Genomic DNA, 13,681 nt, shown 5'->3' on the forward strand with positions numbered 1-13,681 from the left:
TTTGTCATTATATCGACATTGGAAACCCCTTCGTAAGTGAACATTTTGTGAACAAATTTAAAACGTTTTCATTTTTTCCTTTCTACTCAAATTCTCACTTTTACTTATAGAGGATATATATATCGCAATGTTGAATTACTAAATTTAACATTGCATTACACTATTACTAGGAGGATAACCATGAATGAAGCAGAATTTTACGCATATCACATCGTAACAAGGAAAAAAATGCATATCGGACAAATCATTCCTTTTAACAAAAATCAACACAATACTCTATATCACTTCTTTTTTGAAAGAGAACAATTAAATGCTAGTGGTGAAGATGGCATACAAATTTTAAATAAACACTATAAAAATAACGAATTACATATAAACAATGAAAATACTAAAGTAGTTATGAGTTATATGGATCAAACAATTAGAGCAGTTAGAGAAACAATTGTAGAAATGGTTAGACTACAAGAATTCCCTGAATACCCTTCCAGGTTATCTTGCTTATATGCTGCTAAAAGCTATGAGGATGCTTTGAAATGGAGAGCGCTATTTGATTCTTACAATCGAGAAGTTTTACAGATTGTTAAACTACGAGTGATCGGAAGTTCTTTTGAAGGTGACGGGAATCTTCTACCGAAAGAAGATGGAATTCCTTTTTCTCAAAAAATCGAACAAGCTAGAGAGTATTGGAAAGGAAATATTAGAAATGATCTTCCTGAGTTACTGATTAATGGAGAAATTGAAGTGGTGGAAATTATTGATGACTTTTCCTCAATTCATATTTAATTTCTAACTAAATCATATAGGATGGAGATTACAATGAAGAAAAAAGTGTACTTCAATCATGATGGCGGTGTAGATGATTTAATTTCATTATTTTTATTACTTCAAATGGAAAACGTTGAGCTTACCGGTGTATCTGTTATCCCAGCAGACTGCTATTTAGAACCCGCAATGTCTGCCAGTCGTAAAATTATCGATCGCTTCGGCAAAGGTAATATTGCCGTAGCCGCTTCAAACTCTCGCGGGCAAAACCCGTTTCCGAAAGACTGGCGGATGCATGCATTTTATGTAGATGCTCTACCAATTTTAAATGAGTCTGGAAAAGTTGTAACACCCGTGGTGGCAAAACCCGCGCATCATCATTTAATAGAAACGCTTCTACAAACGGAAGGAAAAACAACTTTATTATTTACTGGGCCCCTAACTGACCTTGCTCGTGCATTATATGAAGCTCCCATAATCGAAGATAAAATTGAACGCCTCGTTTGGATGGGTGGTACATTTCTTAAAGCTGGCAATGTACATGAACCAGAGCATGATGGAACAGCTGAGTGGAATTCGTTTTGGGACCCTGAAGCAGTGGCTCGTGTATGGGATGCAAAAATTAAAATCGACTTAGTGACACTAGAAAGTACAAACCAAGTTCCGTTAACTATAAACATACGTGAACAGTGGGCAAAAGAGCGAAAGTATATTGGTATGGATTTCCTTGGTCAATGCTATGCAATGGTCCCTCCTCTCGTTCACTTCTCAACGAACTCTACTTACTATTTATGGGATGTACTAACTACCGCTTTTGTCGGAAACACTAGCCTTGCAAAAACTGAAACGATTAATAGTATCGTTCATACATACGGACCAAGCCAAGGACGTACAGAAGAAACTACTGATGGACGACCTGTAAATGTCGTTTATGATGTAAAACATGATGTTTTCTTTGAATATATTACTGAATTAGCAAAGAAAGCTTCTACTAAAAACCTTAATAACACGAAAAAATTTATTAAGAATGATATACTTTAATTAATATAACATGAGGTGATAAGATGGATTATGAGTTACTAAAAGAACGAATAGAAATTATAACTTCTAGAATTAAATACATAGGTGGTGAAGTTCAAGAAGTTTGTATAGATGAACCATCTTCCCTTGAACAAATAATCCAAGTAGAAGAAAAACTGGGTATTAAACTACCAAATAGCTTCAAAAAAGTACTTTTAGAGTTCTCAGGAAATTTTAGCTTACGCTGGTTTTTACCTGACGATGTAGAGCTACCAAATGAATTTACTGATATTTTTTGCGGAACACCTCACTGGAGTTTAGAAAGTCTTTCTGAATTCGAAAAAGAACGTAAAGGCTTGGTTGACGAGGTTTTTTCAAATATAGATGATGAATATGATGTAGTTTGGCACAACAAATTAGCATTTTGTGAAGTGGGAAATGGAGATTATTTAGCATTTGATATGAAAGATGATATAGATGCTCCGATAATTTACCTAAGCCACGACGATGGAGAAGGACATGGGTATAAGATTGCGAATAATTTCATTGAATTCATTGAGAATTGGTCAAGGGTAGCTTTTGTAGGATGCGAAGATTGGCAGTGGTTACCTTTCACTACCAGTTTTGAAAGTGGTATAAATCCAGATGATGAACCAGCCAAAAAATTTAGAAATTGCTTGGAACTTAATATTTAAAAGAGTATTGAATTAAATTTCAATACTCTTTTTGTGCAATTTAATTATATTTGATTAATGTAGTGTCTTACAGATTATTCATTTCATAACCATTGACAAAATACATTATTGTTTCTAACTCATCTGCATTTAATTCTCTATCTAGCTCTTGTTTGTACGCTGCCTTTATCTTCTCTTCATCGCCCTTATGAGCTTCTGTATAAGTTCCTACTGCTTTTAACATACGAATCTCTTGTAAAAACTCCTCTCGATTTATCGCTTCCCCATGAGAAAGAATATATGTCTCAGCATCAAATTTCTCTAATTCATCTATCAATTTAAACGTTCTTTTCGTCGTATAGTTCCACTTTGAAGAAAAAATATCTGCATATATACAATCTCCTACAAACAATATCTTTTCTTCTTTTATGTACATAACAACTGAATCATGCGCATGATCTCCGCCCACATGTTTTAACACGCATGTCACTTCACCAAGGTCTAATTCCATTTGATCCTGGAACGTTAAGGTTGGAGGAATAATGTTAATATTTCTCGCTTTTTCTTCAAACTCTTTCTTGATACAATCCGCACAAAATGCAATTTCAGTACCCTCTTTTACGCGTGCGTCCAACGCTTCATCTGTCCATTCATAAGATACTATTGCCTGCATTTCTTTTTTCGTTTCAGCGTGCGAAATAGTTAATGTATTCTGTAATACAGATAATCCAAAAATATGATCCCAATGCCAATGCGTTAATGCTACAAAATCAGGATTCGATATATTTTGTTCTTTTAACATTTCTAAAAATAATTGTGCATGTTCTTCTGAATTTCCTGCATCAATCATTAACGTTTTTTCTTGTCCAACGACCATTCCTAATATAGGCCTATCTGTTTCAGAAACAGGTGTCATATACCAAAATGAGTTTCCTATTTTTTTAATTTGTTGCATAACCAATTCCCCTTTTCATTTTCTCACTTAAAATTAATATATAAATTATAACGAATCACTACTTTTTTCTCTATAATCAAACACAATTACTTGGACTAATCTAACTTTCCTTTTCGTAAGCTAAAAATAAGGGAATAGAATCGGAGTGTGATACTATGGAACGTTTATGGATTCCAATGATTGTAACATTTTTTTCGTTCGGTGGATTACTATTAGGAGGTGCTGTTGGAGTAGCAACACGCCAACTCATTGAAGAAAAGATGCATCGTTTATACGCATTATGTGGTGGTATTTTACTTGGGCTTTTATCCCTTGAAATTATTCCTGAAACATTTTCAAGCTACGAAATGGTTGGGCCTATACTTGGTATAGCTATCGGTATTTTAGTTATGAGCTTATTAGATAACTATTGTCACCATCCAATGATACATAAAAAAGATCAACAAGCATGGCAAACCTTCCTTTTTCTCTCTTTCGCTATATTTATTCATAATATACCGAGTGGATTTGCGTTAGGTACAGCTTTTATAAATCATAATGACTCTGCCATTCCCTTTTTAATAGCAATTGTCGTTCACCATATTCCAGAAGGATTAGCTTTAATTATTCCATTTCTTTTTACAAAACATAAATATATTTCCTTTTTATTAACGACTTTATTACTTTCTCTTATTCTCGGTACTGGCACAGTTTTTGGCATTTTGATGGAAGGAAAAGCTCTTCACCTGCAAGGCCTCATTATGGGAAGTGCTATCGGTTCACTTGGATATGTCACAATTCATGAAATGCTTTGGAAAGCTAAGAAACAGCTCTCTTTCCTTACATTTCTAATGTGGGCAACTAGTGGTTTTTTACTAATAACAGTGTTCACTTTATTCGCTGGTCATCATTAAAGTTGCTAAAGTGAAACTTTTGTTCCTCCCACACTGATTCTTGGATTACAAATAACTAGATAAATTTCTTACTTGTATATTTTTCCTTTTTATTCAAAACATAATGTTATCTACCTATTATAAGGAGGAACAATTATGTTTGGGAAAACAGCAGGTGAAGCATTAGTTGATTTATTAATTGATTGGGGAGTAGAGCACATATACGGTATGCCTGGAGATTCCATTAATTCTATCATTGAAGCTTTAAGAAAAAAACAAGATAAAATTAAATTCATTCAAGTTCGCCATGAAGAAGCTGGTGCATTAGCAGCGGCTGCCTATGCGAAATTAACAGGAAAACTTGGCGTTTGTATGGCAATTGCAGGACCTGGTGCTATTCATTTATTAAATGGTTTATATGATGCGAAACTCGATAAAGCCCCTGTTCTAGCAATTTCAGGTCAAGTAGAAACCGATTTACTTGGAACGGACTTTTTCCAAGAAGTAAATTTAGAAAGAATGTTTGATGATGTTGCGGTTTATAACCAGCGTATTATGTCAGCAGAGCAACTACCTGCCGTAGTGAATCAAGCAATTCGAATGGCTTATACGAAAAAAGGTGTATCCGTTCTTACTATTCCAGATGATGTCCCGAAATTTGAAGTGAAAAATGGTGCCCGTGTTACAAATACTTCTTTTACTTTGCCTGAGTTGTTTCCACAAAAAGAAGATTTAGATGCAGCGAAACTCGCAATAAATGAAGCGAAAAAGCCTGTGATTTTAGCTGGAAAAGGAACAAAACATGCGAGAGAATCTTTACTTGCATTAGCAGAACAAATTGGTGCTCCAATCGTACTTACATTACCTGCTAAAGGAATTATTCCTGATGAGCATCCTCTTTGTATCGGTGGATTAGGATTAATTGGAACGAAACCTTCTTATGAAGCAATGAAGCATGCAGATACTTTAATTATGGTCGGTACTTCTTATCCGTTCACCGGCTTCTTACCTGAAAAAGCAAAAACAATTCATATCGATACAGATCCTGCCCAAATTGGGAAACGTTATGCGACAGATATTGGTTTAGCTGGTGATGCTGATAAAACATTACGATGGTTAATTGAAAATGTTGAAGAACACACAGATCATTCCTTCTTAGAACAGCACCAAGAAATGATGAAAAAGTGGGAAGATAAATTACACGATCAAGAAGAAGACTCTTCCATTCCAATTAAACCACAACGCGTTATGCATGCTCTGCAGCAAGTAGCACATGATGACGCAATTCTATCAGTCGATGTCGGAAATGTAACAGTATGGACCGCAAGACACTTCCGTATGACAAACCAGCAATTTGTCATTTCTAGCTGGCTCGCAACACTTGGCTGCGGTTTACCTGGTGCACTTGCTGGAAAAATTGCTTTCCCTGATAAACAAGTATTTGCAGTTTGTGGTGATGGTGGATTTGGAATGACGATGAATGACTTCGTAACAGCTGTAAAATATAAATTACCAATCGTTGTCGTCGTATTAAACAATAATAAAATTGCGATGATTAAATTTGAACAAGAAGTTATGGGTAATATCGAATTCGAAACAGACTTAACGAACCCAGATTTCGCAAAATATGCAGAGGCGTGTGGAGGTATTGGATACCGTGTTGAGAATTTAGATGAGCTACTTCCCGCTTTCGAAAATGCAGTAAAACAAAATAAACCGTGTATTATTGATGTAGTTGTAGATGCTAACGAAGCACCAATGCCAGCAAAAATCACATTTGGTCAAGCCGCTGGTTATACGAAGCATATGATAAAAGAATTATTTGAAGAAGGTAAGATTGATTTACCTCCACTTTAAACGAAAAAAGATAGCTGAAAACAATTTGTCTTCAGCTATCTTTTTTTATTTTTGTATCTCTTTATAAAAAGAAAAGTCATTCATAGTTGGTTGTACTTGTTTCTCTACTTGTAATTCTTTACTTTCCCTCTCTAGCTTTCTCACATTTCCTAACTTAATCGCATCTTGCATGCTATTACTAATTAGATTTCCAGCTAAAATTGTCATACTATAAAAAGCAATCGGTATAAGTACAATCCATGTATGAGTAGTTAAATGACGGAAGTTTTGACCAATTAGGCCGGTCCATTCTTTTGTTACACTATCTGCCTCTGTACCAAAGATAATTGTTCCACCAAAAAATAACTCTAACAAGCCAAGATGCAAGAGAAGTAATAAAGTACTCACAAATTGTTGAGCAACAAGTAAAAAAAATGATGGTAATACGTGTGGCCATACGTGATTTTTCACTCTATGCCATTTACTGCCCCCAAGCACAGTTGCTGCCATCATAAATTCTTCTCTTTTTATCCGACGGACTTCCTGCGCTGTATATAACATAATTGTTGGTACCGCTAAACATGTAAGGATAACCATTTGAAATATTAGCCTTAAATGAAACGGCTCTGGTACTGTCCCATTTTCAAACACTAAAACTTCCTTTAACACAAAAAAAGAAATCATAACCATAGGTACAATGCTGAACGGATCAAAAAAAGATGCTATAACTGGAAAAGAACGTTTGCTATACATACCAAGAAGCAAACCAATACCTCCTCCAACTATAACTCGTAGAATCGCTATAATTACGCTCGCACCAACTGTCCATTTCGCTCCTTCTATTATTAGCTGGAAAAGATCGCGTCCTTTCTCATCACTACCGAACCAAAATTTATTCGACGGTGAAAATGGAGCAGCCTCTAGTTCTCCTTTTTCGTTATACATCATCGTAAGTTCACGGATATTCCCATCGAAAAATAAAGTATTTCCAATACTAACAATCATAAGTACGCTTAAAAAAGTAACACCAAACCAAAATCTCACATCTCTTTTTACAACTTGCCACATGCTAAACACGCTCCTTTATTACATTTTGTAAAAACGTATGTAATAAACGAAATAGTATAAAAAGCGGTACGTATAATATAATTAAACTTACTGTAAATATTTCTAATTTCGAATTTTCTTTTACAAAAACAAACATACCGTACGTATTAAATATCCATTCAATAATATATAAATTTGATAACATAAATAAAATATTTGTTTTTGCATAATAGATTGTTGTTAACAAAACATTTCTTGAAATATGATTTGTTAAAATATGTCGTAAACTAAGCCCTTTACTTTTAGCAAATATACTATAATCTTTCTCTAATTCTTCTCTGAAACGTAATAGTAGTAGCTTAATAAATAATAGTGTTGTAGGCAAAGTTAGACATATTATTGGCAATAGGCGAGCCCTTTCCTCCCCAATCCCCGCTAGTTTTACTGGCATAAAGCCTGTCTTTTGAAAGATTATTACGACTAGAAGTTGCGATAATAAAATTATTAAAATATCTGGGATGCTTTCAAGTACAACAAAAATCCCATTCCACATTCGTTGCTTTGATTGAGACCGTTGTAATACCCACACAACGAGAACATACGCAATAAGTAATGACAGTAAAAATGCCGAAATAAATACAAACATTGTCTCTAAATAATGAATCCATATTTGCGGAAATAATTTCCTCGAATCTCGAAATCCATATGTAATTTCCCAAGGTTGGAGTAACTTTCCTCCAATAAACACAATCGTGTTCCAAAAACCAATTAAATCAATTTGTAATCCCTTAAATAATCGAGGGAGCGCACCTAAACAGATTATACATAGAATTGCAGCGAATAATTGTAAACAAGTAATCCCACACCACTTAGCAGTTCGCATCAACATAACTATTACCCCTTTAAAAAAGAATATTCAGAAAAAATCAAACCTCTTCAACCATACCTTGAATTCGCTTTTTCCCACTTAGTAAAATAGCTTGGAATAAACACGTAACAAAAAATAATCAACCAAACACGATAAATCCCAAAAGTCCAGTACACCATCGTTGCAATTCCTACACCAAACAAAGCATACAAACTATTTACCATTTGATTAATACCTGCTGCTGCACCGTATTGGTCTGATTCAACTACTCCCTGTATCATCGATTGTTCTAATGGAGAGAAAAATTGTATACATGCATTTTCCAAAAATAAAAATATAAAGACAAGTATAATCATCCCGTAATAAAGCGAAATTAGGATTCCAATATTACAGAGCGAACAACATATGTTACTTACTGTACATATACGTTGTCTATCAAAACGATACACTACTGTCCCTACTAATAGAAAAAAGATTCATGCAGGTAATGCAATCATAATTTGTGTCATCGTTGCGTAAACTGGTTGTTTTCCGTATTAATCTAGCAAATAAAATATTAAAAAAATTCCAGCAATCATAGAACCGAGTCGCTCTAAAATATTTGCTAGAAAAAACGTGCATACACTTTGTTGCGAAATAACTGTAGCATTTCTTTCATACTTCGTATCCTTTCTCTCGACAAAATAGTATTATTTTAGTAATTTCTTGGAAGTTACATTATATTTTTCGACCATTATCCAATCTTTTCCTTCTTTATAAAAAACATAAAAAAGAGCCCTTATTCTCAACACAAGGACTCTTTTCATAAACTATTTAGCTACTTCTTCTTTCGGCATTACCATACCTTTATAAAGTTGAACAGTTATCCAGTAATACATGAAATAAATGACTAAGAAGATTCCTATTGGCACCCACACTTTCACAAACGGGTCAACTAATATAAAGCTGAATAAGTTAAGCCCAACTAAAACGTGAGAAATGCCAATGATCGCTGGGAAGATAAATAAATATGAAATTTCTTTATATATACTTTTCGTTAACATACTACGTCTCACACCAATTTTTCGTAACATTTCATAACGGCGTACGTCGCGAGAAGCACCTGTTAATATTTTGAACATAAGGGAACTTGCCATCATTGCTAAAAAGGCAATTCCGAGGAAAAATCCCATAAACATCGTTCCGCTCATGAAGCTGTTCATAAACTGATAAATTGTCATTTTCGTAAATAAGTCTACCTTTTCACCTGTTGCTTTTTCAATTTGTGCTTTTTGTCTCTTATCTATTTCGATCAATAACGGTTTATATTTTTTCATATCATCTACTTTTGCTAATGTTACAGTATGTTCTGTTCCTTGAATCCCTTTATAATGCTCTTCGTCTGCAATTCTTACTGGTTTTCCGCTAAATTGATTATGCGTAATTTGTATCTCTCTTACAACTGCGTCTTCCCAATCCTTTGGCATATGAGGGAATTTTGCTAATTCAGGAGCCTCTAAAGCTGAATATACAGGTTCAGTTAAAGGTTCAGTCACACGTTTGCGAACAGGCTCTTTTAAAGTTTTTGTATCAAAATGGTCTGAAACAAGTGGCGGTTTCGCAGTTAAGTCGTTACGTAAATAATAAACCGCTTCTCCATCTACTTTATATTTGTACTTGCTTTCTTCAACAATTTCCATTTCTTTTAAGGCAGCTTTGTCTTGATCATTCGGATCATGAATTACAACATCATATACACGAGAAAAGTCTGTCATAATACCTACATTTTTTTGGAACGCCATACCTGCCGTCATCGCACCTGCGCCTAATGCAATTAACATTGCTACAGTACCTAATACTCTCGATAAACTATTTACTCGAAAGCGTAGCTGTGCATATGTAAAACTATTTAGACCAGTTTCATTTCGTTTTTTATTCCCCTTAATTTTCATCACAAAAAATGGAAGTAATGAACTAAAGATAAAATATGTTCCAAGTGTTGTAACGATGGTTGCTATAATAAAACCTAATTCAGCATATATTTTTACATTGATCATAAAATAGTACCCTGTACTTACTAGTAATACACCAAGTACTGTCATTATTATAATGCGAGTTTTACTTTTCTTCACTTCATCTAGTGTTTCATCTTCACGAATTAACTCTAATTCAGTTTTACGTAACAATCGGACACTGTTCATTAAGCCAGTAATGAAAAATAGTATTAAGAAGAAAATAGCTGTGACTAAAATTGCTGGTGTGTATACAGATGCATAACTACCTTTTGCTGAAATTTCCATTCCATTCATTAAAAAGTTTCCTGCTACACTTGCAAGTAACATCCCTACTAAAATACCGATAATAATACTGACAATCCCCATACCGAATGTTTCAATAAATAATAACTGTGCTACTTTTTTCTTTTTCGCACCAAGCATCATGTACATACCGAGTTCTTTTCTTCTTAACGTGAGTAAGAAAGAGTTGGCATATATAATATAAAATACAGTAATGAAAGATAATAGTATTGCACCTACCCAAAAGACGAGTCTAATACTACTAATTAGGCTATTATCTTTCGTAAATTCACTATTCATCGCCATCGTTTGGAACATGTAGAAAATACTAATACTAATAACGAGGCCAATAAGTAAAACCATATAATCTTTTAACATCTTTTTCATACTATGACGTGATAATTTAAATAACATAGTTTCGCCCCCTACTTAGACTCAGCAGCTGAGCCCATATGAGCGAGCACACCTAAAATGTCTTGATAGAAATTCTCTCGAGTACCTTGACGGTTTAATTCTTTATAAAGAAGACCATCTTGAATAAATAAAATACGCTCACAATAACTTGCACTAAATGCATCGTGTGTAACCATCAAAATACTTACATTATGATTTTCATGTAAATCTTGCATTGCTTCTAATAAACTTTTTGCGTTTTTACTATCAAGCGCACCTGTCGGTTCATCTGCTAATACAATTGCTGGATTATGTACTAAAGCTCTTGCCGCCGCTGTTCTTTGCTTTTGTCCTCCAGAAACAGCCGTCGGATATTTTGTTAAAATTTCGGTGATGCCTAATTTCTTCGCAACGTCATTTACCTTTCCAGTAATCTCACTTGACGGTACGCCTTGCAAAGAAAGTGGTAAAGCGATATTTTCATAAATTGATAAGTTTTCTAGAAGATTAAAATCTTGAAAAATGAAACCTAATTTTTGAGAGCGAAAATCAGATAACGCATTGCCCTTCATAGAAGTAATATTTGTACCAGCTATTGTCACACTACCACCTGTCGCTTGGTCAAGTGTACTTATCACATTAAGTAAAGTCGTTTTTCCAGAACCAGAAGGTCCCATGATCCCGACAAATTCTCCTTCTTTAATACTTAACGATACACCCCTTAATGCTTTTGACTGATTCTCATTTCTTTTCCCATACGTTTTTTCTACACTTTCTACAGTAACTACATTTGTTGACATCTCTTTCACTCCATCCCTTTTGTATAAAATTAATTTCTCACATATTTCTTATTATTTTGTCATGTGAATTCTTAAGAATTTTTTAATTATTCATTCAAGAAGAGTTACACCTGTAACATGAACCTTTTTCCTACTTCATATTCTCATTTTTCTACAACTCGTTCCCTCGATTTCGCTTACATTTACCTTACATTTTTGTAAGATAAAAAAGAAAACACACTAATTGCTAATAGTGTGTTTTCTTTACAATCAATATTTTCTATTCTTTATTTCCTCTTCAATACTAGCCGCAAATACATTTAAAGTAACCACTTCCGACTTCTCTTCCCCATATTTACGTACATTTACAGCTCCGTTCTCCAGTTCCTTATCCCCAATAACAAGAATATAAGGAACTTTTTGCATTTGTGCTTCTCTTATTTTATATCCTAATTTTTCATCTCGCACATCTCGTTCGACACGAACACCAGCTTGTGCTAATTTATCCGCAACCTCATCTGCGTATTGTACATGAACTGCATTCGAAACTGGAATGACTTTCACCTGAACTGGTGCCACCCATGCCGGGAATGCACCTCCAAAGTGCTCAATTAATATTGCTAAGAAGCGATCTAATGACCCTAAAACTGCCCTGTGAATAACAACTGGTCTTTTCTTTTCATTATTTTCATCTATATAATTTAAATCAAATTTCTCTGGCATTTGGAAATCAAGCTGGATTGTTCCGCACTGGTGGCTTCTATTTAAAGCATCTTTAATATGAAAATCAATTTTCGGCCCGTAAAATGCACCGTCACCTTCATTTAGTCTATATTTATAATTTAGCGATTGTAATACATTTTCTAATGCCGCTTCTGCTTGCTCCCATAATTTATCATCACCCATTGAATCTTCTGGACGAGTAGAAAGCTCTACTTCATATTCGAATCCAAAAGTTTTATATACGTAATCAATTTGCGCCATTACTGATTTAATTTCATCTTCAATTTGTTTTGGAGTTACAAATAAATGTGCATCATCTTGGCAGAAAGTACGTACTCTTAATAATCCGTTTAACGCACCACTAAATTCATGACGATGTACTTGACCAAATTCACACATACGAATCGGTAATTCACGATAAGAATGCAATTTATTTTTAAACATAAGCATGTGCCCTGGGCAGTTCATCGGTTTTAATGCAAAACTTTTATTATCTACTTCAGAGAAATACATATTATCTTTATAATGTCCCCAGTGCCCTGATCTCTCCCATACTTCTTGGTTCATCATGAACGGAGTGCGTACTTCTTGATACTTATACTCTTTTTGAATTTCTCTTAAAAATGCTTCCAATTCGTTACGAATCATTTGTCCTTTCGGTAAATAAAACGGCATTCCCGGAGCCTCTTCAGAAAACATAAATAACTCAAGCTCACTGCCTAACTTACGATGATTTCTTTTTGCTGCTTCTTCAACGAAATGTAAATACTCTTCTAATTCTTTTTGAGAAGAGAATGCAACACCATATATGCGCTGAAGCACTTGGTTATTACTATCACCTCGCCAATATGCACCGGAAACGTGAGTTAATTGAAATGCTTTCAAATAACCTGTAGATGGTAAATGTGGTCCTCTACATAAATCTACAAATTCACCTTGTTTATATAGTGTTACACTTTCCCCACTAGGAATTGCTTCTAAAAGTTCTAATTTCAAGCGGTCGTTCATTTCTTGAAACAGTTTAGCTGCTTCTTCTCGAGAAACCTCAACTCGTTCTATCTTTATATTTTCATTTATGATCTTTTTCATTTCTTTTTCGATTTTTCGTAAATCTTCTATGTTTACACTACTTGGAAGATCCATATCATAATAAAATCCATTTTCAATAACAGGCCCTACTCCAAGATTTATATCACCATACAATCTTTTTACAGCTTGCGCTAAAATATGTGCCGCGGAGTGTCTTGCAATTTCTACCCCTTTATTTGAATCTATAGTAATGATTTCCACTTCCGCATTTTCTTCAATATTTCGGCGTAAATCATATAATCCATCATTTACTTTCCCCGCAACTGCTTTCTTTTTCAAACTACTGCTAATGGATCCAGCAATTTCTTCTAAAGTAACTCCATTTACAAATTCTTTAACGCTACCATCTGGAAATTTAATTTCAATCATTTGTTCTTTCATTTTTCA

General features: G+C 34.3%; 11 protein-coding genes and 1 pseudogene. 5 read left to right on the forward strand and 7 right to left on the reverse strand.

Annotated elements, in window-relative coordinates; translation table 11 throughout:
* Positions 1–180: 180 nt before the first annotated feature.
* The 3 genes from HMPREF2590_RS02490 to HMPREF2590_RS02500 are packed head-to-tail and all read left to right on the forward strand — an operon-like array spanning position 181 to position 2,477.
* A complete protein-coding gene (locus tag HMPREF2590_RS02490; RefSeq protein WP_001001047.1) occupies positions 181–783 on the forward strand; it encodes a DUF2441 domain-containing protein in 603 nt (200 codons plus the stop codon).
* Positions 784–804: 21 nt separating this feature from the next.
* A complete protein-coding gene (locus HMPREF2590_RS02495) occupies positions 805–1,803 on the forward strand; it encodes a nucleoside hydrolase (protein ID WP_100635413.1) in 999 nt (332 codons plus the stop codon).
* Positions 1,804–1,826: 23 nt separating this feature from the next.
* Positions 1,827–2,477, forward strand: coding sequence for an SMI1/KNR4 family protein (locus HMPREF2590_RS02500; protein WP_000384351.1), 651 nt, complete (start codon positions 1,827–1,829; stop codon positions 2,475–2,477).
* Between the two features lie 67 nt (positions 2,478–2,544).
* Here the strand turns inward: HMPREF2590_RS02500 and HMPREF2590_RS02505 are convergent, their stop codons facing one another.
* A complete protein-coding gene (locus tag HMPREF2590_RS02505; protein ID WP_050821819.1) occupies positions 2,545–3,411 on the reverse strand; it encodes an MBL fold metallo-hydrolase in 867 nt (288 codons plus the stop codon).
* 155 nt (positions 3,412–3,566) lie between these two features.
* On the opposite strand from HMPREF2590_RS02505, the gene HMPREF2590_RS02510 reads away from it, so the two are divergent.
* Both HMPREF2590_RS02510 and HMPREF2590_RS02515 read left to right on the forward strand, forming a co-directional pair.
* Positions 3,567–4,304 carry a ZIP family metal transporter gene (locus HMPREF2590_RS02510; RefSeq protein ID WP_000440632.1) on the forward strand — a complete coding sequence of 246 codons (738 nt, stop codon included), beginning with the start codon at positions 3,567–3,569 and terminating at the stop codon, positions 4,302–4,304.
* Positions 4,305–4,439: 135 nt separating this feature from the next.
* Entirely contained in the window at positions 4,440–6,140 is a 1,701-nt protein-coding gene (locus HMPREF2590_RS02515) for a pyruvate oxidase (protein ID WP_000467239.1), read from the forward strand.
* Between the two features lie 45 nt (positions 6,141–6,185).
* Here the strand turns inward: HMPREF2590_RS02515 and HMPREF2590_RS02520 are convergent, their stop codons facing one another.
* The 6 genes and pseudogenes from HMPREF2590_RS02520 to thrS all read right to left on the reverse strand — a co-directional run bounded on the left by HMPREF2590_RS02520 (position 6,186) and on the right by thrS (position 13,675).
* Positions 6,186–7,187 (reverse strand): ABC transporter permease subunit, encoded by a 1,002-nt coding sequence (locus tag HMPREF2590_RS02520; protein WP_000267875.1) that lies wholly within the window; start codon positions 7,185–7,187, stop codon positions 6,186–6,188.
* Between the two features lies 1 nt (position 7,188).
* Positions 7,189–8,055: an ABC transporter permease subunit gene (locus HMPREF2590_RS02525; protein WP_000929104.1), complete on the reverse strand. Its 867-nt coding sequence runs from the start codon at positions 8,053–8,055 to the stop codon at positions 7,189–7,191.
* Between the two features lie 131 nt (positions 8,056–8,186).
* A pseudogene (locus HMPREF2590_RS29820) lies at positions 8,187–8,692 on the reverse strand (MFS transporter); the annotation flags it as partial.
* 151 nt (positions 8,693–8,843) lie between these two features.
* Positions 8,844–10,724 (reverse strand): FtsX-like permease family protein, encoded by a 1,881-nt coding sequence (locus HMPREF2590_RS02535; RefSeq protein ID WP_000897859.1) that lies wholly within the window; start codon positions 10,722–10,724, stop codon positions 8,844–8,846.
* Positions 10,725–10,735: 11 nt separating this feature from the next.
* Positions 10,736–11,503: an ABC transporter ATP-binding protein gene (locus HMPREF2590_RS02540; protein WP_000106426.1), complete on the reverse strand. Its 768-nt coding sequence runs from the start codon at positions 11,501–11,503 to the stop codon at positions 10,736–10,738.
* A 249-nt stretch (positions 11,504–11,752) separates the two neighbouring features.
* The gene (thrS, locus tag HMPREF2590_RS02545) at positions 11,753–13,675 is read right to left on the reverse strand and encodes a threonine--tRNA ligase (RefSeq protein WP_003311951.1); all 1,923 of its coding nucleotides are present in this window, start codon (positions 13,673–13,675) and stop codon (positions 11,753–11,755) included.
* Positions 13,676–13,681: the final 6 nt, after the last annotated feature.

It is taken from the genome of Bacillus sp. HMSC036E02 (genome assembly GCF_001836235.1).
GTDB classification, from domain to species: Bacteria; Bacillota; Bacilli; order Bacillales; family Bacillaceae_G; genus Bacillus_A; species Bacillus_A cereus.

Excerpts from the sequence above, each read along its gene's own strand:
- HMPREF2590_RS02505 (WP_050821819.1), bottom strand. The coding sequence starts at position 3,411 with ATGCAACAAATTAAAAAAATAGGAAACTCATTTTGGTATATGACACCT.
- HMPREF2590_RS02535 (WP_000897859.1), bottom strand. The coding sequence starts at position 10,724 with ATGTTATTTAAATTATCACGTCATAGTATGAAAAAGATGTTAAAAGAT.
- HMPREF2590_RS02510 (WP_000440632.1), top strand. The coding sequence starts at position 3,567 with ATGGAACGTTTATGGATTCCAATGATTGTAACATTTTTTTCGTTCGGT.
- HMPREF2590_RS02540 (WP_000106426.1), bottom strand. The coding sequence starts at position 11,503 with ATGTCAACAAATGTAGTTACTGTAGAAAGTGTAGAAAAAACGTATGGG.
- HMPREF2590_RS02495 (WP_100635413.1), top strand. The coding sequence starts at position 805 with ATGGAGATTACAATGAAGAAAAAAGTGTACTTCAATCATGATGGCGGT.
- HMPREF2590_RS02500 (WP_000384351.1), top strand. The coding sequence starts at position 1,827 with ATGGATTATGAGTTACTAAAAGAACGAATAGAAATTATAACTTCTAGA.
- thrS (WP_003311951.1), bottom strand. The coding sequence starts at position 13,675 with ATGAAAGAACAAATGATTGAAATTAAATTTCCAGATGGTAGCGTTAAA.
- HMPREF2590_RS02490 (WP_001001047.1), top strand. The coding sequence starts at position 181 with ATGAATGAAGCAGAATTTTACGCATATCACATCGTAACAAGGAAAAAA.
- HMPREF2590_RS02525 (WP_000929104.1), bottom strand. The coding sequence starts at position 8,055 with ATGTTGATGCGAACTGCTAAGTGGTGTGGGATTACTTGTTTACAATTA.
- HMPREF2590_RS02520 (WP_000267875.1), bottom strand. The coding sequence starts at position 7,187 with ATGTGGCAAGTTGTAAAAAGAGATGTGAGATTTTGGTTTGGTGTTACT.
- HMPREF2590_RS02515 (WP_000467239.1), top strand. The coding sequence starts at position 4,440 with ATGTTTGGGAAAACAGCAGGTGAAGCATTAGTTGATTTATTAATTGAT.